Source organism: SAR202 cluster bacterium (genome assembly GCA_016872355.1).
Classification (GTDB): Bacteria; Chloroflexota; Dehalococcoidia; order Lucifugimonadales; family VGZY01; genus VGZY01.
Genome location: VGZY01000016.1, coordinates 20,285 through 46,129, shown reverse-complemented (window position 1 = coordinate 46,129; position 25,845 = coordinate 20,285). Strand labels below are relative to the sequence as shown.

Genomic DNA, 25,845 nt, shown 5'->3' with positions numbered 1-25,845 from the left:
CGCCCCTCCAGAACAAGGTTCAGTATCTGTGCTCTCTTCGCTTCTCGCTCGGTCAAATGTAGTCCTCTCATGGACTGACATATTCACTGAGCAGTTACCTACTGACAATATCACTGAGCAAAGACATTGTGACAAACTTCACTTGCCAAGCTAGGGGCACTATGCTACATTACCGGCATGAGCGCAGAGAGTGTCATGCTGGACGACTACTTTCGTCAGTACGGGCTTATCGCTATCTTCATAGCCCTCGCCGTCGCAGTGCCCACCGGAATGCTCCTGGCCTCATGGGCTGCCTCCATCGTCAAGATCAGGCCCAAAAAGCCGGACGCCGTCAAGATGAGCATCTACGAATGCGGTTTCGAGACGCTTTCCGGCGTCTGGAGCCGGTTCAACTTCCGCTTCTACACCCTCGCTCTCATCTTCGTAATCTTCGATATTGAAGTGGTCTTCCTCTTCCCGTGGGCCGCCAGCTTCGGCGTAATGTCGCGCGAGTTCGGCGCCTTCGTGCTGATAGAGATGGCCATCTTCATCGGCATCCTCATGGTTGGGTGGCTGCACGCCTGGCGCAAGGGCGCCCTGGAGTGGAGGTAGGCGCACATGTCTACAGAAATCCTCAAGCCCTCCCCGGCCGGCATCCCGCTCCACAACACAACGTGGGAGCTGGACAGGTCCGAGGGCGACTACATCAATTACCTCAAGACCCATAACATAGACCCGATCTCCGACCCCTTGATAGAGGTGCCTGACGACCTCAAGCGCAACCTGGCGATTACGTCCGTGGACGCGCTGATCAACTGGGGCCGAAAGGCCTCCGTGTGGCCCCTGTCGTTCGGTCTGGCCTGCTGCGCCTTCGAAATGATGGCGAGCGCCATGTGCAGGTTCGACCTTTCCCGCTTCGGTATGGAGGCTTTCAGGGCCTCCCCGAGGCAGGCAGACCTGATGATCGTCGCTGGCACCGTGACCTGGAAAATGGCCCCGGCCATTGAGCGGGTGTACAGGCAGATGGCGGAGCCCAAGTGGGTGATATCCATGGGCGTGTGCGCCACCAGCGGCGGCCCTTACTACGAGTCTTACGCTGTCGTCCCGGGCGTGAACCACATAATCCCGGTGGACGTGTACGTCCCTGGCTGCCCTCCAAGGCCGGACGCCCTGCTGTACGGCATCATGCAGCTGCACGAGAAGATCAAGCGCTACTCGGTTACAGGCGGCAAGCTGGCGGCCGTCAGCCAGCACGAAGCGCCCCTGCGCCAGGACCAGCACCCTCCACAGAACGGAAAGGCCGCGGGGTAATGGCGAGAGAACTGCCGGGCGCAGCAGTCGCCGAGCGCATCAAGCAGGAGCACCCAGCCGCCGTCGTCGACTGGAGCGCGACCGACGTCTGGGTAAAGCCGGACGCGGTCCACGCCGTTGCAAGCTTCCTGAAGACGGACCAGGAGATGGACTTCAACTACCTGGTCGCGGTCAGCGCCGTCGACTACGTCGAGTATTTTGAGATGGTCTACCACCTCCGCTCTCTCAGAAAGAACCACAACGCCGTCCTCAAGACGCGCCTTTACGGGCGCAACCGGCCCGCCGTGGCGTCGGTGATGGACGTGTGGAAGGGCGCGGACCTGCAGGAGCGCGAGGTCTGGGACCTCATGGGCATCCACTTTGACGGTCACCCCAACATGAAGCGCATCCTCCTCTGGGAGGGCTTCGAAGGGCACCCGTTAAGGAAAGACTTCCTGAGATAGCACGTGTCCGACCGATAGTGTTAGCTAAATGGCAATACGCACAGAGCCGATCACAATCAACCTTGGACCGCAGCACCCGAGCACGCACGGCGTGTTCAGGCTGCGCGTCAAGTTCGACGGCGAGCTGGTGCTCGATATCGAACCCGTCTTCGGCTATTTGCACAGGGGCACCGAGAAGCTGGCCGAAGAGCGCACTTACGTGCAGATCGTCACGCTGACGGACCGCCTGGACTACGTGTCCAGCATGACCAACAACCTGGCATATGTGAGCGCAGTCGAAAAGCTAGCCGGCATCCCCGTCCCGGAGCGCGCGAAGTATCTCCGCGTCATATGCTCGGAGCTTCAGCGCATCGCCAGCCACATGATCGCCACGGGCTTCCTGCTGCAGGAGCTCGGCGCGTTCGCAACGCCGCTCATGTACGCTTTCCGCGAGCGCGAGCGCATCCTGGACCTCTTTGAGATGCTCTGCGGCGCGCGCGTGACCCTGAGCTACATGCGTCCCGGCGGCGTCACCCAGGACGCGCCCAGGGAGTTCTGGCCCGCGCTGGACATCCTTATGCGCGACATGCCGATGTATATCGACGAGCTCGACCAGCTTATCTCAGGCAACGAGATCGTCCTGGCGCGCACTCAGAATGCCGGCATCATCAGGCCCGAGGCTGCGATCAACGGGTCCCTCTCAGGCCCCATCCTGCGGGCCTCCGGCGTCAAGTGGGACCTGCGAAAGGCCAACCCGTACGAGGTCTACGACCGCATGGAGTTCGATGTACCCATCGGCTCGCGCGGGGACACATACGACAGGTACTACATCCGCATCCTTGAGATGCGGGAGAGCGTCAAGATAATCAAGCAGTGTATTCAGCAGATCCCCGAGGGGCCCACGAGGACCCCGGGGCCGTTCTTCATCCGCCCGCCGGTCGGCGACGCCTACGCGTCGGTTGAAGCGCCCAAGGGCGAGCTGGGGTTCTACCTGGTTAGCGACGGCGGCATTTCTCCCTACAGGTGCAAGATACGCGCCCCGTCGCTGATCAACCTGAGCCTGCTGAGGGAAATGCTGGTGGGCTGGAAGATGGCGGACATGATCATCATCTTCGGCAGCACGGACATCGTGCTCGGCGAAGTAGACAGATAGGCGAGCTCCACATGGCTGTTGGCCCTGTTTCCTCTCTCCGTGGACGGAGAGAGGGCTAGGGAGAGAGGTCAAGTGAGCTTCAGAAATCTCTACGACATAGCGGACAGGTTCCTGCCTGAAAGCCTCGATTGGATGGCTTACCTCGTCGCGGGCGGAATCCTTGCGTTTGTCGTGATCAACGCAATGGTGATGTCCACGGCGGCATACACGCTATTCGAGCGCCGGCTAATCGGCCGCTTCCAGTCGCGCCTCGGTCCCAACCGATGGGGTCCGTTCGGCATGTTCCAGCCCTTCGCGGATATTATCAAGCTCATCCTGAAGGAAGACATCGCGCCCACCGTGGCCGACAAGATCGTCTTCACAATCTCCCCAGTGGTATTCCTGGTCCCGGTGCTGGTCGCAGTCTCGGTGCTGCCGCTGGGCGACGGGTCGTTCCTCGGCACGCTGAACGTGGCGCTGGTCTTCATCATCGCCGTCACCGGCATGCACATTATCGGCGTCTTCATGGCCGGCTGGGCCTCCCGCAACAAGTACGCGCTCTTCGGCGCAATGCGCGGCGTGGCGATGCTCGTGAGCTACGAAGTGCCGATGGCGATGAGCCTCGTGGCGGTTGTCCTCCTTTCCGGCACCATGTCTACCCTCGGGATCGTACAGGGGCAGCACCTGCCTTACATCCTGGTGATGCCGCTCGGCTTCTTCGTCTTCTTCACCGCCACACTCGCAGAGATGAGCCGCGCGCCGTTCGACATGATAGAGGCCGAATCGGAGCTCGGTTCCGGGTACAACACAGAGTACAGCGGGATGAAGTTCGCGCTCTTCCAGCTTGCGGAGTTCATGGCCCCGCTGGCCAACGGCGCGATTGTGACCGTGCTCTTCCTGGGCGGCACAAAGGGGCCGATCATTTCCGGCCCGTGGTGGTTCGTGCTCAAGGTGGTAGCCTTCGCGTTCGTTATCGTGTGGACGCGCTCCACGTGGCCGCGCCTGCGGGTAGACCAGATCATGACCTTCTCCTGGAAGGGCCTGTTCCCGCTCTCCATGATCAACCTGGCGCTCGTTACCGTGGAGTACTTTGTGCTTCAGGACGCTGTGGGAGCGCTCACACTGGGCGACCAGGCCATCATGGCGCTGATTAACATCCCTGTCACCTTCGTTGCGATATACGTAATTGGCAACCTGTCAGGCCAGAAGCGCGACCGCACGGTCCCGGTGCCGTCGCCTCTCGCCCGAATGGCCGCGGAGGCCGACTAGCATGTACGGACTTGGACTATTCAAAGGGCTGGCAGTCACACTCAAGAACGCGGTGACGCCCGGCCGCATGTTCACGACTCACCAGTACCCCAACCGCCGCATAAGCGTGTTTGAGCTTGCAAAGGCATCAAGCACTAACGTAATCTCTTACGCGGCAAAGAATCCCGCGAAGGCCGTCAGGTCTGCGATAGGGCTCGAATGGGTGCCTGACCGCTGGCCCCAGCACCCGCGCTTTCGGGGCGAGGAGTTCACGTGGTACGAGCAGCGCTGTACGGGCTGCGCAAGCTGCGCAAAGTACTGCCCGCTGGGCATCATCCGAATCGTGACCGATCCTAGCGGCAGGTTCGTTCAGGAGGGCGAGAAGTACGCGATTGAGGTTTTCGACATTGATATCGGCCGCTGCATGTTTTGCGGCCTGTGCGTTGAGGCGTGCCCGTACGACGCGCTGCACATGGGCAGCGGCTTCGAGGAGGGCAGGTACACGCGCTCGGGCCTCGTTATCGATGTTAACCGGCTGAGGACACAGCCCAAGCGGCCGAGCAACTGGTTCCGCCCGCAGCTCGAGGCGAAGGACTACAACCCGCACTCCGGCAAGGAAGCCACGTACGTAGATGTGGGCCGGCACGAAAAGCCCAGCGAGCAAAAGCAAGAAGTGAAGTGGGCCAAGAGACTATGACCCTCGGCTCAGGCGTCGAATCGAACATCATTATCGATATCGCTTTCTGGGTGATCGCGATATCGTGCATCATTTCCGCGATAGCTGTCGTGCAGACCCGGGACCTGTTCAGGGCAGGCCTGTTCCTGGTCGCCTCTTTCGCCGCGGTGGCAGGCATGTTCGTCCTGCTCCGCGCCGAGTTCCTGGCGGTGGTGCAGGTGCTCATCTACGTGGGCGCAATTGCTGTGCTCCTGCTTTTCGCGATCATGATGACGCGCGACGTGGAGCAGGGGAACCCCTACAACCGCCTCAGGGTGCCTGCGCTCGCGCTTGTGCTTCTCTTCTTCGCCGCTACGGCTTACGTCGTCACCCAGACGGAGTGGAATGAGCTTTCCGGCGCGGCGGGAATTTCGGCTGAGACGGGCGCAGCAATCGACGGGGTATACGCGAACTCTGTGCCGGAGCTTGCTGGGCTGCTGCTCCGCGACTACGTTCTTGCATTTGAAGTGGCCTCGGTGCTCCTCCTGGCCGCTGTAGTCGGCGCGATCGCGCTCGTCAGGGAGCGGTGAGAAGATGGGACTTCAGAGCTTCCTGATCGTCGGGGCGGTCCTCTTCGCCATTGGGCTGTACGGCGCGCTAACCAAGCGCAATGCCGTGACGGTGCTCATGAGCCTTGAGATCATGTTCAATGCCGTGAACATCACAGCCGTTGCGCTGTCGCGGTACATCGTCCCCGGCGGCATTTCCGGCGTGGCCATCCCGACAGAGGACGTGGCTCGGACGCTCCTGACCGGCCAGATTTTCACGATATTCATCATCACAGTCGCCGCCGCCGAGGTGGCGCTGGGCGTCGCGATTCTGATCGCGATCTTCCGCAAACGCGAAACGGTGTTCGTCACCGACGCCAACCGGATGAGGCACTAAGAGGGCATAGTATGTGGATTGAATACCGCAAAGCCCCCAACCTCATGGTCGCCGAGATGTGGAAGAACACGCTCGAAGGCGAGGGCTTGCCTACGAAGATAATGCCGGAAGGGGACATCTTGAACTGGGGTGAGCGCGTCCCGTTCCGCATCTTCGTGCCCAAGGGGCGCGAGCACGTCGCAGATGAGATTTTGAGGAAGCTATGATACCCGAATCAGCCGCATTGCTTATCTTCCTCCTGCCGCTGGCCGCGTTCCTCGTGAACGGCCTGATTGTGCGGCCGTTCTTCAACCGCTATTCGCAGGTGGCGGGGTATGTCACTATTCTTGCTATCGGCGTTGCGTTCGGCCTGTCCCTGTGGGCGCTAAAGAGCGTTGTGGACAATGACGGCGCCGCGCTGCCGTTCGACCCCCACCCCTGGCTGGAGATCGGCGCGTTCAACCTGGAGGTTGGCATCCTCCTGGACTCGCTGACCGCCATCATGCTCGTGGTGGTGACGGGCGTCTCCTTCCTCGTGCAGATATACTCCACCGGCTACATGAAGGGCGATCCCGGCTATGCCCGGTACTTCGCCTACATGTCGCTCTTCACGGCGTCAATGGTCGGCCTGGTGATTGCGGACAACATCATCCAGGTCTTCTTCTTCTGGGAGCTTGTTGGCCTCTGTTCCTTCCTGCTGATCGGCTTCTGGTACCACCAGCCTTCTGCTGCAGCGGCCGCGAAGAAGGCCTTCCTGGTCACTCGTCTCGGCGACTTCGGGTTCCTGCTCGGCATCCTGTACCTGTTCACCCAGGTGGACGTCTTCTCGGTGAACGGGATGAACGTCCTGAACATTCACGACATCAACGAGGCCGCCAAGGGCGGCCTGCTGGCGACGAGCGTAAGCACGTGGGTGGCGCTCGGCTTCTTCATGGGGGCTGTAGGCAAGTCCGGCCAGTTCCCTCTGCACACGTGGCTGCCAGACGCGATGGAGGGTCCCACGCCCGTCAGCTCGCTCATCCACGCAGCGACCATGGTGGCGGCAGGCGTATTCCTGGTCGGCCGCTTCTTCGAGTTCTTCGAGGCGTCCAAAAGCGCCATGCAGGTCGTTGCGATTATCGGCGGATTCACTGCCGTGTTCGCGGCGTCCATGGGCCTCGTTGCCAACGACATCAAGCGCGTGCTGGCCTATTCAACTGTGAGCCAGCTCGGCTACATGATGATGGCCCTGGGCGTGGGAGCGTACGGCGCGGCGATCTTCCACCTGTTCACTCACGCCTTCTTCAAGTGCCTGCTCTTCCAGGGCTCCGGCAGCGTCAACCACGCCGCCGGCACCTTCGACATGCGGTTCATGGGCGGCCTCCGCAAGCACATGCCGTGGACCTATATCACGTTCCTCATCGGCAGCCTGAGCCTGGCGGGCATTGCGCCGCTCTCCGGCTTCTGGAGCAAGGACGAGATACTGTCACATTCTCTCGGCCACTTCGTCTTCTACCTGGGCCTCGCGGCGGCCTTCATGACCGCCTTCTATATGTTCCGAGCGCTCTTCCTGACCTTCCACGGCGAGTTCCGCGGTGGCGCGGACGCTGAAAAGAAGGTGCACGCCCATGCGGCGCCGTCCGCAGGGCATGCGGCCGGGCATACCGATGACGCGCACGGCAAGGCGGACGAACACCAGGAGCACCACGTCCACCTGGCGGAGTCGCCCATCTCGATGGTCGCTCCGATGATCGTCCTGGCGGTGCTGGCGGTCGGCATCGGCTACCTGGTCAACCCGGTGTGGTCCGATATAGGCCCAATACCCAAGCACTGGTTCTCGCACTTCCTGCACGCCGAGACCGAGGACTTTAACTACATGGTTGCGGGCATATCAACCGCGGTGGCTGTGGCCGGTATCGCCCTCGCCTACGTGATGTACATGAAGAAGGCGCTTTCGCCATCAAAGCTGGCGAGCACGTTCCGGCCCGTCTACACCGTGCTGCTAAACAAGTATTATTTCGACACCCTGTATGAAGACATAATCGTGCGCAAGCTCTTCTATCGCGGGCTTGTGAATGCGCTGGACTGGACGGACAAGAACGTCGTCGACGGCACAGTGCGATTCATCGACAAGGTCGGACGCAACGCCGGCGGGCTTATCGGTCACGTGCAGACAGGGCAGCTGCAGGGTTACGGCCTTGTGATATCGGTTGGCGTTCTGGCGATGCTGGGCATATACCTGGCGACCTATTTCTGGTAAGGGTCAGGCAACTCCGTGGAGTTTACGGGCTCCGGCCTTCTCACAATAACTATCTTCCTGCCGATCATCGCGGCGGCGGTCATCGCCATCGCGGTGAAGAACGACCGCGCCGTGCGCGTGGTCGCCGGCGCAACCGCCCTCATCGAGTTGGGGCTGAGCATTGCCGTGTTCGTTGGCTACAAGCTCTCCGATGGCGGGTACCAGCACGTTGACAAGCTCACCAACTGGATACCCATTGAATCGCTGAACATCCAGTACTTCGTCGGCGTCGACGGTCTCAGCGCGCCGCTGGTGTTGCTGAACGGCCTGCTGGGCATGGCCGCCGTCTTCGCCTCGTGGCACGTCAAGACAAGGGTTCGGGAGTACTTCTTCTGGCTGCTGATCCTCCAGGCTTCAGTCACGGGCGTATTCGTCTCGCTGGACTTCGTGCTCTTCTTCCTCATGTGGGAGCTCGAGATGGTCCCGATGTTCTTCCTCATCTCCATCTGGGGGAGCGGGCGCAAAGAGTACTCCGCGATGAAGTTCCTGATCTTTACCTTCCTCGGCAGCGCGTTCATGCTTGTCGGCATTCTCGCACTGATCTTTTCCACCGGCACGTCGGACATGACCATCATGCAGCAGAAGATTGCTGAGGCCTCGCTGCTCATGCCCGCGGCAGTCATATTCACGTTGATTATGGTCGCCTTTGCGGTGAAGTTGCCGGTCTGGCCCGTACACACATGGCTCCCTGACGCCCACACAGACGCTCCCACGGCGGTCAGCGTGATGCTCGCCGGCGTGCTGCTCAAGATGGGCGGGTACGGCATGATCCGCATTGGGGCAGGGATGTTCCCAGAAGTGATAGTGGACGCCGCAATCGTCCTCGCGGTACTTGGCGTTATCAACGTGCTCTACGGCGCGGTAGTGACTATCAAGCAGACCGACCTCAAGCGGCTGGTCGCATACAGCAGCATCAGCCACATGGGGTACGTCCTCATCGGAATCGCCTCCATCGCAGGCGTCGCGGGCGTCGTCTCGCCCATTGGCCTGACCGGCGCTGCGATGCAGATGTTCACGCACGGCACCATCACCGGCCTGATGTTCCTTGTTGTCGGCCTGGTGTACGAAAAGGCGCACACGAGGTACATCCCGGACCTTGGCGGCCTGGCCACCAAGATGCCGATTGTGGCGGTCGCGTTCCTCCTTGCGGGGCTGGCCTCTCTGGGGCTGCCCGGCACCAGCGGTTTCGTGGCGGAAATTCTAGTCTTCCTCGGTACGTTACCGGTGTTCGGTTGGGCAACTGCGCTGGCCGCGTTCGGCGTCGTCATTACCGCCGGCTACATCCTGTGGATGGTGCAGCGGACGATGTTCGGGCCGAAGAACCCCCACTTTGACCATATTCGGGACGCCACTCCGCTTGAGCTTGTGCCGCTTGCGGTGCTGGGCGTCGTTATCATCGCGGTCGGCGTGTATCCGGCCATCATAAGCGATTTCTTCACCAGTGGCGTTGAGCGGATTGTCGCGACCGTTGAGCAGACTTCAGACCTGGCGATGAAGTAAAGAAGAGCCACATGACACTACACGATCTATTCCTGGTATCGCCCGAAGCCGCCATGGCCGCCCTTGGCCTTGTCGTGCTCCTGGTCGACATCATTGTCCCGCGCAGGGGCGTCGCGGCAATCGTGGCGTTCGTGGGGCTTGTCGTGCCGCTGGCCCTGACCGTTGCCCTCTTCGGCAGCCTTGAGCCCGACGGCGCGGTTGAGAACACCGGCGTCTTCGCCAACAGCCTCTCCCTCGACCGATTCAGCCTTTTCTTCAAGTTCTTCTTCATCGGCGTTGTCGCAATAGTCATCCTGATGTCGACGGACTACGTGCGGAAGTTCGATACCTTCCGCGCGGAGTTCTATTCGCTGCTCCTGTTTTCCACCACCGGCATGATGCTGATGGCATCCACGCGCGATCTAATCTCCATCTACATCTCCCTTGAGCTGTCGGCGCTCCCGCTAGCGGCGATGGCCGCATTCCTGAGAGACGGCCGCTCGTCGGAGTCCGGCATGAAGTTCCTCGTCCTAAGCGGAGTGAGCTCTGCGCTCCTGCTCTATGGCATGGTGCTCCTCTACGGCTTCACCGGCACAGTCCAGCTCGACGAGATCGCGATGCGCCTCGGGCAGATAGACCTCAGCGCCGAGGAGCCCTTCGGCAGCTATGCGCTCCTCGCGGCCGTCGTGCTGATGATCGCGGGATTCGGCTTCAAAATCGCCGCTTTCCCGTTCCACATGTGGGCGCCCGACGTTTACGAGGGCGCGCCCACGCCGGTTACCGCATTCCTGTCCGTCGCCTCCAAAGCGGCGGGCTTCGCGGTCATTCTCCGCGTCTTCTACGTCGCGTTTTCGCTGGACGTGCTCAGTGTAGAATGGAGCACCATTTTTGCGGTCCTCTCCGTCGCTTCGATGACCATCGGAAACCTGGTGGCCATCGCCCAGAGCAACATCAAGCGCATGCTCGCGTACTCCACCATCGCCCACGCCGGGTATATCCTCGTGGGGCTGGCGTCGGTTACCGCGCGAACCGGCGACGATTCCGTCCTTGGCCCTGCGAGCGTCCTCTTTTACCTCAGCGGGTACGCGGTGATGAACCTTGCCGCATTTGCGGCGATCATAGCGATCACCAACCGGATCAACAGCGACCATATAGACGATTTCGCCGGGATGGGCAGGCGTGCGCCTTACCTCGCGGCCGTCCTCACCTTTGCCCTGATCTCGCTGACGGGCATCCCGCCGACAGTAGGTTTCGTCGGCAAGCTCTTCCTCTTCTCGGCAGCAATTGAGGCGGACCTCGCCTGGCTGGTGCTTGCGGGCGTGCTGAACAGCGTCGTTGGCGCGTACTACTACCTGCGCGTCGTGAAAGCCATGTACTTCACCGCTCCGCCGCAGGGTGCCGAGCAAGTGCCGTCCGCTCTCCCCATGCGCGCGGCGCTGCTTGTGACCGCCGCCGGCGTGCTGGCGTTCGGCATATACCCGGCGTGGCTCATGGACGCCGCCCGGTCTGCCGTCGCACTCCTTCTCCCCGCCTGACGCCTGTGGGCGTATAATCTCCGTGGGCGGGCTGCCGCCCGGACCACTCCGGCCCAGTGGCCGCCCGCCAAGGACTCCAGATGCCCGCCCAGTACATCGGCTTCGTACATAACCCGAACCGCAAAGAAGCCCTGGACCTCGTCAACAGGCTCATCAAGACCCTGCGCCTGGGCGATTGCTGGGTCACGTCAATGGACAAACTGGACGTCGCCACCGACAAGCTCTCCCGGACTTCCACGCTCATCACCGCCGGCGGCGACGGGACGATCCTGCGGTCCGTGCGCCTGGCCGCCCCTCACGGCATCCCCATTCTCGGCATCAATATGGGCCGCGTGGGGTTCATGGCCGAGGTTGAGGTTGCAGATGCCATCGCCCGCATTCCCGAGTACTTGCGCGACGGCCACAGGGTTGAAGAACGCATGATGCTCCGTGCTTCAGTAGTGCCGCGCAAGGGCGGCGCCCCAAAGTTGGTGGTGGACGCGCTTAACGACGTTGTCGTCAGCCGCGGCGCTGTCGCCCGGCTCATCGACGTAGATGTCGTCATTGATGGCGCAAGCCTGGCGACGTACCGGGCGGATGGCCTCATCGTCTCCACGCCCACCGGCAGCACCGGCTACGCGCTCTCCGCAGGCGGCCCCGTCATACACCCGGAGATGCAGTGCCTTTTCGTGCAGCCCATCGCCGCGCACATCAGCCTGCAGACGGGTATCCTTGCCGATAGGGACTCCATCCTGGAGCTGAGCGTCGCCGAGGGTGAAGCCGTGCTGATGAGCGTGGACAATATCACCGTGACGCCTGTCGGCCCGGATGACAAGGTCATCATCGGGCGCAGTCCCTTCGTAGCGCGGTTCCTCAGGGAGGCCCCCCCTTCCGCTTTCTACGCCAACCTTACCCGCAGGCTTGGGGTAAAGGCACAGACGACGCCGAGGCGCAGGAGTCCTGACGATGGCCCTGCGACGGCGGGAGGGCCGCAATGAAGGCGGAAAAGACGATATCTTCGAAGAGCATCTATAAGGGCAAGATATTCAGCGCGCGGGTTGACAAAGTCCTCCTGGCGAACGCACGCGAGACTGTCCGCGAGGTGGTGGACCATGGCGCGTCCGTCGTGATCGTCCCGTTGGACGGCGATGGCAATGTCGTCCTGGTGCGCCAGTACCGGTACCCCGCCGAAAAGGGACTCCTCGAAGTCCCCGCCGGTGGTATTGATGCGCCGGAGAGCCCAATGGAGTGCGCCATTCGCGAGCTTCAGGAAGAGACGGGCTACACCGCGACCGACGTCAGGCCAATCGGCGAGATGTGGATGAGCCCCGGCTATTGCACCGAGTACATGTACGCCTTCGTCGCGCGAGGCCTTCTCCCCAGCAAACTCGAAGCGGACGACGAGGAGGCTATCGTCGTCGAGAAGGTGCCCTTGACAAGCATCCCTGGTATGATTCGCTCCGGAGACATCCAGGACGCGAAAACGGTCGCCGCGATTTACATGGCTTTGAATGCCGCTTAGGACGACGGAGGCCTCATGCTCAAGATCGGCGCGCTGACCTACTTCCACGTCGACGGCGCAGGAAACGAGCTCGTCGATATAGAATCGTTCCTGCACTTCGCAACGCGCATCGGCCTGGATATGGTGGATATCGCTCTGGAAAAAGGCTTCAAGGGCCACTCAAGTGAAAATCTCTCCAGAATCAAGCAGCTCTGCGTCCGCTACGGCTTGCCCATTGGCTACGTTACCGGCGGCGGCGGCTTCGTCGGAACTGAGGAAGAGATACAGGAGCGCCTCGCGCGCGCCAAAGAGGCCGTGCGCACCGCCGTCTTCCTCGGCGCGCCCATCGTCCTCCTGCACGGGAGCGGCCTCAAGACCGAGTCGTACTGGCCCCGCATGATAGATGCCTACAAGCAGATGTGCGACTACGCCGAAGGCCACGGCATAGTCATCGGCATCCATGGCCACGGCCCGCCCAAGCACCCGAAGTCGGACGAGATTCTGAACATCCGCAAGGACGTGGGCCGCGATAACACGACTATCATCCTGGATACCGCCAAGTGGGAAGGCTGGCGCGAGGGCCCGGCCATTGAAGAGCTCTACGGGTATATGGAGGACGTCGCGCCGTACGCCTCACACGTCCGCGCGAAGATTTTCAAAATAGACACCGGCAAGGAAATCTGGATCGACTACGAGCGCGTGTTGAAGATTTTGAAGTCGGTGGACTACCACGGCCCGCTCTCGATCTACTGGATGGGCTTCCGCGGCCGCAACCAGTGCACTGACCAGGAAGGCATGGCAAAGGCGGCGCAGTACCTGAGGGACCTGGTCAAAACGTATTAGGGGGCGGTCGGAATTCTCAGCGGAATTTCCCCGTCCCTGTAGCCTGCGCGATTTATCGCGCCTGTTTTGTTCTCCAGCGACGCCTGTTCGCGGCACGGGCGCGATAAATCGCGCAGGCTACATAAAAACGAAGAAGTACCGGTGAATGCCGGACGTCCCATAGATGAATCTGAGGAGTCACGACATGATCAAAGTCGGCGCGATTTCAGTCCTGAAGGACGACAAGGGCCCCGGCGGACAGATGGACACCGAGACGTTCCTGGACCTCGCCTGCGAGACCGGCATGGACATCGTGGACATCAGCATGGACAAGGGGTTCACGGGTACAACCCCGGCGGGGCTGGCCCGCATCAAGCGGAAGTGCGTTAAGTACGGCCTGCCTGTGGGCCTGGTGTCCGGCAGCGGCGGCCTCGTCGGCACGGATGAAGAGCGCCGCGCCAGGACCGATAAGGCGAAGAACGCCGTGGCGGTGGCGCGCTTCCTGGGCGCGCCGAAGATAACGGTGCAGGGCGGAGGGTACCGGACGGAGTCGTACTGGAAGCCGCAGGTGGACGCGTTCAAGGAGATCTGCGACTACGCCGCGGAGCAGGGCATCATAATAGCCATCCATGGCCACGGCCCGCCCACCACCCCCACGGCCGAGCAGATGCTCAATCTCTACAAGGATGTGGACCGGGAGAATACGACGCTCGTCGTGGACACTCACAAGTGGGAAGGGTACAAGGAAGGGCCATTGCAGGAGCACTACTATGGCTGGTTCGAGGCGCTGGCGCCGCTCGCCACCAGCGTGCGCGCGAAGATCTACAAGATAGACAGCGGCCGTGAGGAGTGGTGCGACTATCCCCGCATCCTGAGCGTCCTGCGCAAGAATAGCTTCAACGGCGCCCTGTCCATCTACTACATGGGCTCCGGCCGCAACCAGGCGAACGAGCGGGAGGGGATGGCGAAGGGCGTAAAGTACCTCAAGACCCTGGTGAGTTAGGGCGCATCGAGTTACATAAACAATGAGGGCGGTTGGAATTCCAACCGCCCTCATTGTGATTACTCGTCCAAGGTCCTAGAACTTGTCCTTGTTCGCCTTCCACCAGGCGTCGATCGATGCCTTTGTCGCGCCCGGCTTCTTGAACTGCTCGTGGTACGCGCCCTCTTTGCGCCGGATCTTCAGCGCCTCTTTCAGCACCGCCGCCAGGTCCATCTCCAGGGGCACCTTGGTGATCCCGTCCATGTCCGCGACAATGAAGTCGCCGGGCTTCACCAGCAGGCCGCACGCGACGATCGGGCGGTTGACGCTGATCAGGTTGAAGATGCCGTGCCCGGGCACCAGGCCCTTGCCCCACATCGGCAGCCCAACCTTCTTGATGCCCATGAGGTCGCGGACGCTGCCGTCCACCGCTGCGCCTGTTACTCCAAGCAGCTTGTGGGTCGCTGCCATCCCGTCGCCGAAGGAGGCGCCGCGGCCGGGCTTCGAGTCCACGTCCTTCACGATGGCGAACTTGGGTCCCGGCGTCTTCGCGAGCATATCGTAGTACTCGTCCCACTTGAGCGCGGAGGAATCAGGGTCGTTGGTTGTCACTTCCATCGTCACCGCGTAGCCGGCGGCGATGCCGAGCTCCGGCAAGAGACAGCGGAGAGTATTGTCGGTGTAGTTGACCGGCATTCCTCCCTTCTTCTCCAGCTCAAATCCGCCCTGGCTCCCGCCCATTGCCGCAACGACTGCGTTGAATAACGTTGCGGTATCCATGTCCTTCATCCCGTCGAGAACCTCTTTCGAAGCCATGCCCATTGCGATTTCTCCTTGCGTCCTTGTTTGCAACCGATTGGTATAGAATAGGTCGAGCGACGTTTCGCGGCCTATTGTAACCGCTCAAGAGTTGTTTTCATATACGGAGGTGCCGCCATGGCCATCCCCTCGAAACAGTACCGCGTCGGCATGATCGGATGCGGCCTCATGGGCACTGTCACGCCCGCGCTTACAACGAGAACCCGCAAACGCGAGTCGTCGCCGCGGCGGACAGGGACGAGAAGACGCTGGAGCAGTTCTGCCGCCGCTTCAACGTGCCGGGGTACACCGACTACCAGGAGATGCTCGGCAAGGAGAAGATTGACATCGTGGCCCCCGTCCTGCCGGTTAAGGTTAACCCGGACGTCGTTGTGGGCGCGGCTCGCCTCGGCGTGAAGGCTGTCTTCTGCGAAAAGCCCATCGCCGCAGTCCTGTCGGACGCCGATCGCATGGTGGAGGAGTGTCGCAAGCACAACGTAGTCTTCCAGTGTGGGGACGCCTACCGCGCGCTTCCGCAGTACTGGCAGGCGAAGGCGATTATCGATTCGGGCGAGCTTGGCCCTGTGCAAAGCGTGGTGATGCACGAGCCCACGATTGAGATATCCGGAGGGGGTTGCCAGGGGTTGAGCCTTATGAGGCTGGACGCCGGCGATTCGGAGATAGACTGGGTGACGGGTTGGGTGGGCGGCGACCCGTGGAGCAACGAAGACCAGAATATGGGAGGTGTGATACGCTTCTCAAACGGGGTCGAAGGATACGTCATGCCCAAGGCTACCGCGCGGCGGGGTATTGAGGTACACTGCGCCCGGGGCCTGTTCTTCGCCGACTGGAGGACCTTCAAGCTGTTCAAGCTGCGCGATGGCGTCCAGGCCGGCCGGGCTTTCTGGGAAGACCTTGAGGAGATGCCCGGCGCTCTGCCGGAATCAGGCGCGTACGACACCTCATACGACTCGGATGGCTGGCGGGTGACCGGCCCACGAACGACTGCCAGCATCGAGTCGCTCGTGGACGCGCTGGAGACGGGGGTGGAGCCGCGCAGCTCCGGAGATAACCAGCGCAGGGTCCTGGAGATCGCCATCGCCTTCCGCGAGTCGCACCGACGCGGCCACGCCCCGGTGAAGTTGCCGCTTGAGGACCGTAGCCTGGCGCTCTACCCTCACCCAACACGGTGGAACAACAAGAAAGACGTGTACGGCTCAGAGAAGTATGACAGTACCTTCGAAGTAATCAAGAGGACGAAATGACACAGACCCAGGCCAGGCCCAAGAAGAGCGATTCCGGCAAGGTTCCGAGCTACCGCATCATCTGCAACTGGGACGGCGCGCCGCTGATCTACGCCGGATATCCGCAGACCGCCGAAATGCTGCTCGAGAAGACCTTCGGCCCCATCCGGAACACACAGGTGGACGCGCTCTTCTTCAGCCTCGGCATTCACGAGGCTACCTGGCCTACGAAGATCGTGGAGATGATCGGCGACTCAAGCGACAGGAAGTACGACGCCGTCCTCAAGCGCAACATCTCGGAGACGGTCCGCGAGTACTGGGAGCGCGGGGAGAACCCATACGCCGCCATCGCGGACCACGGGCACGGGCTGGGAATGCATGTCTACCCCTCCATCCGCATGAACGACCAGCACTTCTGGACGTACCAGACCATCGAGGCCATGCTCAAGTCCAAAGGCGAGCGGTTCACGAAGATGCGCCTGGACCATCCGGAGTGGTGCCTGAGCGAGAAGCACGCCCCCGGCTGGTGCGCCACCTCCTGGAATATGGCAATTCCGGAGGTCCGCGATTTCAAGCTGAAGTTTATCGAGGAGGCATGCCGGATAGCGGACTGGGACGGTGTGGAGCTCGATTGGCAACGCCACGCCTTTCACCTGCCCTGGGGCGACGAGTACCGACTCCGCTACACCCTCACAGACCTGATGCGCACAATGCGCGACATGACAAACAAGCTCGGGAAGGAGCGCGGCAGGCCGTTCAGGCTCGCTGTGCGGGTGGCCGCAACGCTGGAGAGCTGCAACCGCATCGGCTACGACATCGAGACATGGGCGAAGGAAGGGCTGTGCGACATAATCATCGGGGGCGGCAACTCCGGCACGGACCCCGGCTTTGAGGTTGAGAGGTCCGCAGAGCTGTGCCAGGGCAGGGACATCAAGCTCTACCCGTGCTGGGACTTCGACGGCCGTCAGGCGACCGACCGTCTGGTGAAAGGTAAGGACTGGCGCACGGCGTGGTTCCGCGCGCTGGCGCAGGAGTTCCACAGCAGGGGGGCATCCGGCATCTACGTCTTTAACTGGCACGGCTACACGGACACCAATCAGGCCCTATTCACGACCATGGGATCGCCGGTGACGCTCAAGGGCACGCGAAAGTGCTACTCCAACGTCCATCGCATGATTCCCCCTCGTGGCAGCCAGCGCGACTACGCGGACCGCGACGACCGCATCTACGGCGAGACGCCCGTGGAGCTGCACCGCACCCTCACCGGCGATGGGCCGACGTTCCAGGTACCCATGTACGATGACGTGCCTACAGCGGCGAAGGCCGGCACGCTGGCCGGGGCGGAGCTGCACATCCGCATGGAGCATTTCTCCCCGGGGGCCGACGTAGTCTCCGCGACGCTGGATGGTAAAGACCTCGGCGCTTACACGGTAACGAACAAGGCTGCACAGGACCCGGGCAATCCATCAGACGTGGATGAGAACAGCTGGCTAGTCTGGAAGCTGGACCCGAAGTTGCTGGCCGTCGGCACGCGGGAGGTGCAGGTGAAGCTGGTCAAGCGCGACGAGCGGATCACGCCGCCGCTGACGATCAGCCACGTGGACATCTGGGTGGACTACAAATAGGCGGGCAGGTTTGCCCCGAACTTCCCTAACTAATTCTGTTCACCTTCAGCGTGCATTACCCACCAGAAATCCGGCCGTGGCATCACAAGGGAACCGCTGGACGCCCATGGAGTGGGGCCGACTTGGGGTGCGCTGAAGGCGCGGCCTATCTAAGCCAAGGGTGGAGCCCACGGAGGCTCTGCGGAGTGGGCGTAGCCCTGGGTAACGGACCGAAGAATTTCTTAAGGGCCTGAAGGGCCGAGATGATCTCTTGCGTGACCAGGAAGTATTTCGCCCCTACAGGGCTAAGAATTGTTTCCATCCGGTAACCCAGGGCTGCGTGCCTTCGCAAAGCCTTCGGCACTCCACCCTGGGCTGAGTTATCCCGCGCCTTCAGCGCTCCCCAAATCAACCCCGCATCACGGACGCCCATGGTTGCCCGGATGTGGCGCGTTCGAGGCAGCCTTACGCAAGTTCGGACAGCGAAACGGACAAGAGGCAACCGTTGTAACGAGGGGCGCGCGAGCTATCTCCAAATACGCCAATCAGGGCCAGTAGTGCGGTGCGCGGCATTTCTGGCCCTGATTGGTTTTGGAGGAGGCCATCCGGGGAGGATGGTTGATCTGTAGCTATTCAGTTGTCCCAGGCAAGGCGTCCGGTCGGTGCGTCAGGAACAGCCTGTCGCAGCGCTTGCCCTTCAGGGCGTTACACTATCGCCGGAGCCCGGATCGGCGGGCAAGACTTTGACCGATACTGCTGTGAGCCCCAGGCCTGCCACCCTTGCCTCAATCTCAACGCGACTTCTCCTCTCAAGCTCTCCATCTATAACCGTGTTCTCGTCCACGGCCATTCGCTTTCCGGCGACCACGAGCGCTACCAGACGGCCGCGCGAGTCGAGCTGCAGGACATCGACCCGCCCCTTTACCTGTTCCGTCACGGTATCCGCGGCGCCGGAGGCGTCCTCCCCGGGAGAGACTGCCGCATCGCGTTTCAATTCTGAGGCCCGGATGGCCGTAGAGATATACTGCGTGCCCGACCGGTAACCGGTTACCCTCGCCAGATTGCCCTTCTTCAGCTCCCCTTCCACGAACGTGAATATCTGCACCGATACTTCGATGCCGTTGACGCCGAGGAGGTCTATCTTGCTCACCTCGTTGACGCCAACTTTATCGATGACTCCTGTAATGACGACAGTAGGCGGTGCAGTTGCAACAGTAGCCCTGGGGCCGATGTTGCGCGCCACTATCGTGCCATCGGCTATAACGCCGTTTACCATGACCTGTGTGCCTGCGCTCAGCTTGACCGCCACGTCCGTCAGGCTCCTCAGGTCCACCGGAACGCCGTCCACGACGATGCCGACCGGCTTGCCGGACTCGTCGCGCTTCACGGAGTCTACTGAGCCTTCGATCCTTACCTCCGTGCCGCTCTGCGTTGCAAGTCGGTTCTCGCCTTTCACGACTATCGCTAGCACAGAGCCGTCCGGGTTCAGGACCCCCTCGACGCGTACCAGTGATCCATGGATCGTCTCGCCTTCCGTCACTGTATCCTTGTCTAGCGTGATTGAGATGCCGTTGACAACCATGGTCCCGTCTTCCCGCACAGTTTGAACAGCGCCTTCGATCGTCACCCTTCGGTCTGAGCGGGCAGCGTCGGCTGATCCGTACGCGCTGACCAGTCGGGCCAGCAGGGTGCCGTCGTTCTGGAGTTGCGCTTCCACCTCCACGTACTTGTCCACCTCGGGCTTGCCGGATACCTCGGAAAGCGGCCCGATCTGGACCTGTACGCCGTTGACCGTGATTGTGCCGCTCTCGTCCACGCGCTGGACGAGCCCCTTCACCTGGACCGTCTTCTTGACCGTTGATGACTCCGAAGCGACTGCGGTGATGGACGTTGCAACCAGTACGCCGGACGGACTGACGGACGCACGGACCCTGATCAGCCTGCCGATGGCAGGGCGGCCTTCGAGCCTGGTCCTGGAGTCGACCGCAACCCGGATGCCGTTTACAAGCCAATTGCCATAGCTGTCCGTGCCCCGGAACGCTCCGACCATTTCTACCGATTGTGGCTCCGGACGAGCCGTCTCCTGTGTCCGAATGTTCTCAATCTCGCGGGCAACCAGTGTTCCATCGAGCAGCCTGCTCGCATTTACCTTCACGCGTTGGCCAACATCCGGGATGCCGTCCGTGTCAGAGTTCTTGTCCACAATGACGATGTTCCCGCTCACAACCCAGATTCCTGAACGGATCATCCCATCGAAGATACCGTCCAGCGTCACGCGGGACCCGTTCTCTGCTGAGAGCTTCACCGGGACGAGGAGAACGGCGGTCAACTTCCCGTCTGATGTCATGTCTGCATTCGCGGTTACCTGTTGGCCGGTTACGAGCCCTTCCTCCAGCTTCGTGGCGCTCGTCATCGCAAGCCTTGTCCCGCTTACGACAAGGTTACCGGCGCCGTCGATGCCCTCGAATACGCCCACAATCGAGACGGATGCTGCTACATTCCTGGCCGCGGGTGTCGGCTCCGGCGCGGGGGCGACGACCGTCTGCGATGGCGGCGGAACGATGTTGATCTCAATCGCTTCGCTACCCCCGCCGGAAGTGAGGTCGCGGGCCACAACAACCACCACGTAACTACCAACGGCAAGCTTTGCCGGGTACCCACGGTTGATGGTCCTCGTCAGCGGACTTGTGAGAAGTGAGATGTCGTCCGTGTCGGGTATGCGGACTGTGACGGACCCTTCCGTCATGCCCACAACCTGCCCGGAGATGTGGCGGTACTTCGATTTGCTCGGTATGAGCAGCACCCTGTCCACGACCAGCGAGTTGTCCGCTGTAAGGGATACTGCCACCTCGTCGCCGACTACCAGGTCTGCGATCGTGGCCCGCTCACTCAGAGGGAGCACCACACGTGTATTGACGTTAGGGAGGATGTCTACTATCCCGAACTCCGCCTGGACCGTCAACACGTCGCCGTTGACTCTCAGCACCACGCCGATGAAGTCGCGCGGGATGCCGGCCTCTGCATAGGCGCGGGACGAAAAGGCAAAGCTCGATACCATCGCTGCGAATATCGCGGCAATGAGTACAATCGCCACGCTTCTCTTTGTCCTGCCCATGAGCCTTGCTCGCAGTCCTGAATGCTGATGAATACTTCGGCCTACGTCAAAAGGTTAACATTCACAAAATTACTCATGTGTTACCTGTCAAGTTGTGCCTCACGGCCTGTAGAAGACTGTGATCGGCTTGTCCTTTGACTGCCCGTCGGACGTGGAGGCCGTAACGTTAATCAGGTTGGGGCCTTCGTTCTTAAGCAAGACTGTGGCCTGAAAGAACCCGACCCCGCTAACAGGCACCGTCACGCCTTCCACGCTTACTATCGCGTCTGGCACCGTATTCCCGGTAATGATTATTGGATTCTGGCTTGTGCGCCCGTCCGGCGGGCCGTTGACTACCAGGAATATCTCGGAAGGCGGCTCGGCGCCCAGGGAGAATACTCTGATGGACGCAGTGCTCTCATGGCCCTCAAGCGATGCTCGCACTTCGATTGTGTTCCACCCGGTCACCAGCAATGCCCGTGTTGAAAACAGGCCGGTCTCTTGGTCAACCGCCGCCTCATGCCCCTGAACAAGTACTGTGGCCCCTGGTTCGGTCCTCCCAACGACATCCGCGTAGTGGTACAAGTACGGGGCCTCATTCGCCGGCTCCAGCATCACAAGCAACGGCGGTTCCGACGTGGATGACGGTCCAGGGGTCGCCGTCTCGAAAGGCACAACAGGTGTCGGCGTTGAGACGGGGCTTGTCGTTGGAGATGGCGTGGGGGAGCCGTTCATGACAGTTGGCTCTGGGACCGCTGGAGTCACAGTCGGATCGGGGTTGGGCGTTGGGGAAAGAGTGACTCCCGACGTCGGGAAAGGTGTGGGCGAGAGCGTAGGGGTCGGGGAGGGGACTGCGATTGTTGGCGCTGCCGTCGGAACGGACGCCACCTGCTGCGGCGGCGTGGACGATGGCGCGGAAGCTGGCGGCGCCTTCGCTATCGCTCCCGGACGGTCAATAGGCGTGACGCAGGCGATGGCGGACAGCGCCATAAGAAGCGCTGCTGCGCCCAGTACCTGCGCCCCGTATGTTCGAGCATAGATCAGCAATTTGCCCCTGTACTCTAGACGGAAACGGGAGGGAAAAGGTTGCGTCAGACGGGCTGCTACGGCTGCTCCTACAATGAGAAGCTGGCCACGAACGCCGTATGGTGGTCCGGGTCCGGGGCCGTGACGCTCTCCACGGTGATGTCGCCGCCGTTTCTCGCCGCCAGCGTCCGCGCGATAAATAGCCCAAGGCCGGAGCTCGTCTTCTCGTCCCGCCGAGAGACCTCCGGTGTCCAGCCCCTGTCGAAGATGTGCGGAACGTGGTGCGGCGCAATGCCGGGGCCATCGTCCCAGACCCGGATGTAGAAGTGGCTCTCGTCCTTTGTCAGCCGGACCTCAATGTGCTCCGTCGCGTACTTGGACGCGTTGTCGATGAGGTTGGTGATAATATGCTCAATCGCCGAAGGATCGGAATAGACCATGCCGAACTCGGAGGGCTCCGACCACCATGTGATCTCTTTCCCCGCCTCCGCGACCACGCCCGCGTACCTGTCAACAATCCTCCTCACCACCTGCGCAGGCTCAACGGGGTGCACGTCGTCCGGCTTGCGTGGCGCTTCAAGCTCAACGAGCACCTGGATGTTTGCAAGCATGAGGCGGAAGTTGGGCGCTTGCCGCTCAATCTCATCAAGCAGCTCAGAGACGCCGGGGTCAGCGTTGCCTCCGGTGCGGGCCAGAACCGCGCGCAGCTCCCGCTCCTTTGCAAGGATGCGGGTCAGGGGGCGGCCAAGGTCGTGGTGGTAGAGCTCAAAGTACTGCTTTGTCAGCTTCGTCCAGTTCTCGAGCGAGCTGTCGAAGCCGTTGAGGTGGTAGCCGTGCTGCGTTGCGCGCGACTGAAGCACGTACGTGCCCCATATGAACCCCAGCGCGGCCATTGTCACGACGCCGGCCAAGTAGGCGAGGGGCTCCACGCCCCACAGCTTCTCGGAGAAGAGCACGCCGAAACGGAAGGAGGCGAGCATGACGATAACGCCGAGCAGCACAACAATGCCGCAGGCTATGCGCGCCAGCTTGAGAAGTCGCTGCCTGTTTGCCACGGGCTCAGCTCTTTGGAGGGATAAGCCGGTACCCCCGGTCGCGAACGTTGATGATGAGGTCGCTCGCTCCAAAGTGTACGCCAAGGGCGTTTCCTATTGCATCCTTGATCTCACGTATACGTACCCGCAGGGAGGCCCTGGCGTCTTCGCCTTCCGAGTACCTTTCCAGCCGGCTGAACTGCACTAGCTCCCCTGGGCTCCGGTACCACGTCGCGGCGAGTTCCCTCAGAATCTCAAACTTCATCCCTATGATGTCTTCAACGGGGCGGAGCTCATCGCCTATCACCACGTACACAATCTTCGCCCGGGCATCCAGCGAGAGCCTCCCGCCTATAGAGATAATCTCCGGCGTGCTGCCGAACAGGCGCCGCATTCTCAGCACCACCTCTTCGGGGCTGGCGAGCTTGTCGATGAAGTCGACCGGCGCGTCCCAGTTGAGCGAGCCGCGCACTGCGGTCTCCCGCTCCGGCCCCTGGGCATACTGCGTGTACATCAGTACGGGTAGTCCCGGAAACCGCTCGAGTATCTTTCGCAGGATGGATAGCCCCTTGAAGCGGTCATCCATTTGCTCGCCGAACCGTACGTCCAGGATCACGCCGTCCGGCCTCACCTCTTCGATGGTGTAGAGGGCGGCGGCCTGGAACTCCTCCCCGATCGACAGCCCCCCATCCGGCGCAACAACGTGCGTCTTCCATCCCTCCTGGTCCAGCCTCTTGCGGACAGAGCTCACTATAGACGACTTCCATTCGTCGTCCACGATCACGATCTTCAGCTGCGCGTTTCGAGTGCTCTGCAATACAGCCTCTGCGGGACTATTGGAACGGGGCGTTCACGGCGCCGCCGTGCCACGGGAATGCGTACGATGGCGTGTTCACAAACCGCTTCATTCCCAGGCTTAGCCTGATGGACGTTGCCGGCGGGATGCTCACGCTAAGGTACTTGCCGTTGATCGGCGTGCCCGTGCGGTCTCCACTGGACGCGTACGTCACATCGGTAAAGCTGTGCTCTCCAAATGCCCCTGCCTGAATGATAAGGTTCCTGGTACTAGAAACGCTTGTATTTACGAGTTGTAAGCCCACCTTGTCCGCGCCGAGCTCATCCACCAGAGCTGCCACATCAGCCGGGAGACCCGGCCGGACGCGCTGGGCATCGAAGTAGCGCACCGTGGCGCGGGTGAGGCCCCCGTTGTAGACCTGTTGCGGCGTCCCCATCGTCACCTGCTCGAGCGCCTTGGTGAAGACGGCCGTCGGCGCGCCGTCGTTGTCTGCTATCTGCTGCTCGGCGTCCCGGCCTTCAAGCCTGGCCTTCTCATAGCTCTGCAGCGCCTGCTTGAAGTCCAGCGCCAGCGCGCGCTCCGGCCAGCCCGGGTTTCGCCCCGCGTAGTATTCGAACCTCGGCCGCTCCGGCTGTCCCTGGCTCTTTTCGTGTACATTCGCATGCTGTGTCCAGTCCACGCGCACGTCGCCGTCGCGGATGAATGCGACCATGTCCCGGTCTTCCTGCGAAAGGGTCATATGGTAAAGGTGGGCCAGCTCCTCCGGGCGCAGGTTCTGCGGGCCGCTGCCGGGGTAGTGCGTCCAGCCGTCCTTGCCGTTGTAGCGCAAGGGGACGATAAGCTGGCCGTCCTTTTCTCGGTACGACCTGTCCAGCAGGTACTTCAGCTGGGAACGAAGCAGGTCGGAGTACCCCATATCGCCCGTCAGAAGCTGGGCGCACTCTGCTGCGATTGTGAGCCCATGATACATGACGTTGTAGCCCTGGTAATGGTTCCATCCGAATAGATTTCCCCACCACTGGCCGTTGCGGTACTCGCCGATTTTGCCCGTCGGGCCGACGTTGTCCGGCACGATTCCGCCGTTGGCCTTCATCCGGTCAATCCACGCTTCCGTGTAGTCCAGCACCCACTGCTTGTAATTGCTCTCTCCGGTGTACAGGTAGGCGTTGGTAACGAGCGCGGTCGCGGCGAGGGTCATGGGCGAGTCGCTGTGGAGGACAATCTTGTTAAAGAGGTCCACTATCTCCTTCGCCCGCTTTGGGTCGTCCCACCACCCCTTGCCCAGGTCGGGGACGATGGGCGTGATGTCCGACCGCAGGCCGTACCAGCGGTATTCCTTATCTGTGCCGCCCTGCATCCAGCGGATGACGAAGCCGAGGTCCGCCTCCCAGAACGGCCCCTCGCTCGTAGGTATCGGTGACTTGATGACGCGGTACTTGGGGTCCCAGTTCTGCGCCTTCGGGTCTTCGCCGATGTACATCCCGGCGAAGCGGCGCGCGCGGCGAACGTTTTCCGATATCGTGGGGTCCGCCAGGCCGAAGCCGTAGAAGGCCATGTTGGCCTCGCTCTGGTGGTGCCACTCGGCGGGGCCGGCGTATGTCAGTGTGCGCTTGTTGAAGTACTCGTTGTGGATCTGAGGCGTCCACTGGCGGTGCGCAATGCCGTGGTAGAACTTGTCGTGTTTCTTGCGGTGAAAGATGGAGTCGTCGCAGGTGCGTGTGGTTGCATTCCAGCCGTCGAGCGCGAGGTTAAGCACGTCCTCGCTCCCGCCGATTCCGTAGAAGAGGCCCCAGTTGTAGAACTCCTCGTAGTAGTCATCCACGCAGTCGGCCCAGTAGAATCCGCCGCCACGCTCGTGGTACTTCTCCATCGTCAGGCGCGCAGTCTTCTCCATCAGGGATATCAGCTCCCGCTCCAGGAGCGCCCACGCCGGGGGAGCGCCGCGGTGAGTGGCTGTGACTAAGGGCATTTCAGGAAGATTGAGCTTTGTTGCGGCCGGCAT

General features: G+C 61.6%; 24 protein-coding genes. 18 read left to right on the top strand and 6 right to left on the bottom strand.

All coding sequences use genetic code 11. From position 1 onward, the window contains the following. Positions 1–270: 270 nt before the first annotated feature. From FJ319_05555 to FJ319_05480, 16 genes are all read left to right on the top strand, one after another. Positions 271–591, top strand: a complete 321-nt coding sequence (locus FJ319_05555; protein ID MBM3933755.1) for an NADH-quinone oxidoreductase subunit A — start codon at positions 271–273, stop codon at positions 589–591. Between the two features lie 6 nt (positions 592–597). Further along, positions 598–1,290 carry an NADH-quinone oxidoreductase subunit B gene (locus tag FJ319_05550; protein ID MBM3933754.1) on the top strand — a complete coding sequence of 231 codons (693 nt, stop codon included), beginning with the start codon at positions 598–600 and terminating at the stop codon, positions 1,288–1,290. Then, complete coding sequence (locus tag FJ319_05545; GenBank protein MBM3933753.1) at positions 1,290–1,733, top strand: NADH-quinone oxidoreductase subunit C; 444 nt, start codon at positions 1,290–1,292, stop codon at positions 1,731–1,733. The genes FJ319_05550 and FJ319_05545 overlap by 1 nt, the downstream gene beginning before the upstream one ends. Positions 1,734–1,761: 28 nt before the next feature. Next, positions 1,762–2,865 (top strand): NADH-quinone oxidoreductase subunit D, encoded by a 1,104-nt coding sequence (locus tag FJ319_05540; protein MBM3933752.1) that lies wholly within the window; start codon positions 1,762–1,764, stop codon positions 2,863–2,865. Between the two features lie 72 nt (positions 2,866–2,937). Beyond that, entirely contained in the window at positions 2,938–4,113 is a 1,176-nt protein-coding gene (gene nuoH / locus FJ319_05535) for an NADH-quinone oxidoreductase subunit NuoH (protein MBM3933751.1), read from the top strand. A 1-nt stretch (position 4,114) separates the two neighbouring features. Beyond that, positions 4,115–4,789, top strand: a complete 675-nt coding sequence (locus FJ319_05530; protein ID MBM3933750.1) for a 4Fe-4S dicluster domain-containing protein — start codon at positions 4,115–4,117, stop codon at positions 4,787–4,789. Then, positions 4,786–5,337, top strand: coding sequence for an NADH-quinone oxidoreductase subunit L (locus FJ319_05525; protein ID MBM3933749.1), 552 nt, complete (start codon positions 4,786–4,788; stop codon positions 5,335–5,337). The genes FJ319_05530 and FJ319_05525 overlap by 4 nt, the downstream gene beginning before the upstream one ends. 4 nt (positions 5,338–5,341) lie before the next feature. Continuing rightward, positions 5,342–5,692: an NADH-quinone oxidoreductase subunit NuoK gene (gene nuoK / locus FJ319_05520; GenBank protein MBM3933748.1), complete on the top strand. Its 351-nt coding sequence runs from the start codon at positions 5,342–5,344 to the stop codon at positions 5,690–5,692. Between the two features lie 11 nt (positions 5,693–5,703). Next, positions 5,704–5,898: a hypothetical protein gene (locus tag FJ319_05515; protein ID MBM3933747.1), complete on the top strand. Its 195-nt coding sequence runs from the start codon at positions 5,704–5,706 to the stop codon at positions 5,896–5,898. Then, the gene (gene nuoL, locus FJ319_05510; protein MBM3933746.1) at positions 5,895–7,910 is read left to right on the top strand and encodes an NADH-quinone oxidoreductase subunit L; all 2,016 of its coding nucleotides are present in this window, start codon (positions 5,895–5,897) and stop codon (positions 7,908–7,910) included. Before FJ319_05515 ends, nuoL begins: the two co-directional genes overlap by 4 nt. A 15-nt stretch (positions 7,911–7,925) precedes the next feature. Next, positions 7,926–9,449, top strand: a complete 1,524-nt coding sequence (locus FJ319_05505; protein MBM3933745.1) for an NADH-quinone oxidoreductase subunit M — start codon at positions 7,926–7,928, stop codon at positions 9,447–9,449. An 11-nt stretch (positions 9,450–9,460) separates the two neighbouring features. Then, entirely contained in the window at positions 9,461–10,963 is a 1,503-nt protein-coding gene (locus FJ319_05500) for an NADH-quinone oxidoreductase subunit N (protein ID MBM3933744.1), read from the top strand. An 80-nt stretch (positions 10,964–11,043) separates the two neighbouring features. Then, positions 11,044–11,940, top strand: coding sequence for an NAD(+)/NADH kinase (locus tag FJ319_05495; protein ID MBM3933743.1), 897 nt, complete (start codon positions 11,044–11,046; stop codon positions 11,938–11,940). After that, the gene (locus FJ319_05490; GenBank protein MBM3933742.1) at positions 11,937–12,464 is read left to right on the top strand and encodes an NUDIX hydrolase; all 528 of its coding nucleotides are present in this window, start codon (positions 11,937–11,939) and stop codon (positions 12,462–12,464) included. Before FJ319_05495 ends, FJ319_05490 begins: the two co-directional genes overlap by 4 nt. 15 nt (positions 12,465–12,479) lie before the next feature. After that, complete coding sequence (locus FJ319_05485; protein ID MBM3933741.1) at positions 12,480–13,286, top strand: TIM barrel protein; 807 nt, start codon at positions 12,480–12,482, stop codon at positions 13,284–13,286. 163 nt (positions 13,287–13,449) lie between these two features. After that, complete coding sequence (locus FJ319_05480; protein MBM3933740.1) at positions 13,450–14,268, top strand: sugar phosphate isomerase/epimerase; 819 nt, start codon at positions 13,450–13,452, stop codon at positions 14,266–14,268. A 75-nt stretch (positions 14,269–14,343) separates the two neighbouring features. On the opposite strand, the gene FJ319_05475 is transcribed toward FJ319_05480, so the two are convergent. Further along, a complete protein-coding gene (locus tag FJ319_05475; GenBank protein ID MBM3933739.1) occupies positions 14,344–15,069 on the bottom strand; it encodes an RraA family protein in 726 nt (241 codons plus the stop codon). Between the two features lie 155 nt (positions 15,070–15,224). Between FJ319_05475 and FJ319_05470 the strand changes: the two genes are divergently transcribed. Together FJ319_05470 and FJ319_05465 are read left to right on the top strand one after the other, a co-directional pair. Then, positions 15,225–16,310, top strand: coding sequence for a Gfo/Idh/MocA family oxidoreductase (locus tag FJ319_05470; GenBank protein MBM3933738.1), 1,086 nt, complete (start codon positions 15,225–15,227; stop codon positions 16,308–16,310). After that, positions 16,307–17,914, top strand: coding sequence for a hypothetical protein (locus FJ319_05465; protein MBM3933737.1), 1,608 nt, complete (start codon positions 16,307–16,309; stop codon positions 17,912–17,914). The genes FJ319_05470 and FJ319_05465 overlap by 4 nt, the downstream gene beginning before the upstream one ends. A gap of 676 nt (positions 17,915–18,590) precedes the next feature. On the opposite strand, the gene FJ319_05460 is transcribed toward FJ319_05465, so the two are convergent. From FJ319_05460 to FJ319_05440, 5 genes are all read right to left on the bottom strand, one after another. Further along, positions 18,591–21,008 carry a hypothetical protein gene (locus tag FJ319_05460; GenBank protein ID MBM3933736.1) on the bottom strand — a complete coding sequence of 806 codons (2,418 nt, stop codon included), beginning with the start codon at positions 21,006–21,008 and terminating at the stop codon, positions 18,591–18,593. Between the two features lie 99 nt (positions 21,009–21,107). Then, on the bottom strand, positions 21,108–22,034 hold the full coding sequence (locus FJ319_05455; GenBank protein ID MBM3933735.1) for a hypothetical protein: 927 nt from the start codon (positions 22,032–22,034) through the stop codon (positions 21,108–21,110). Positions 22,035–22,102: 68 nt separating this feature from the next. Then, the gene (locus tag FJ319_05450; protein MBM3933734.1) at positions 22,103–23,068 is read right to left on the bottom strand and encodes a HAMP domain-containing histidine kinase; all 966 of its coding nucleotides are present in this window, start codon (positions 23,066–23,068) and stop codon (positions 22,103–22,105) included. A gap of 4 nt (positions 23,069–23,072) precedes the next feature. Next, positions 23,073–23,864, bottom strand: coding sequence for a response regulator transcription factor (locus tag FJ319_05445; GenBank protein MBM3933733.1), 792 nt, complete (start codon positions 23,862–23,864; stop codon positions 23,073–23,075). Between the two features lie 16 nt (positions 23,865–23,880). Then, positions 23,881–25,812 carry a hypothetical protein gene (locus tag FJ319_05440; protein ID MBM3933732.1) on the bottom strand — a complete coding sequence of 644 codons (1,932 nt, stop codon included), beginning with the start codon at positions 25,810–25,812 and terminating at the stop codon, positions 23,881–23,883. Positions 25,813–25,845: the final 33 nt, after the last annotated feature.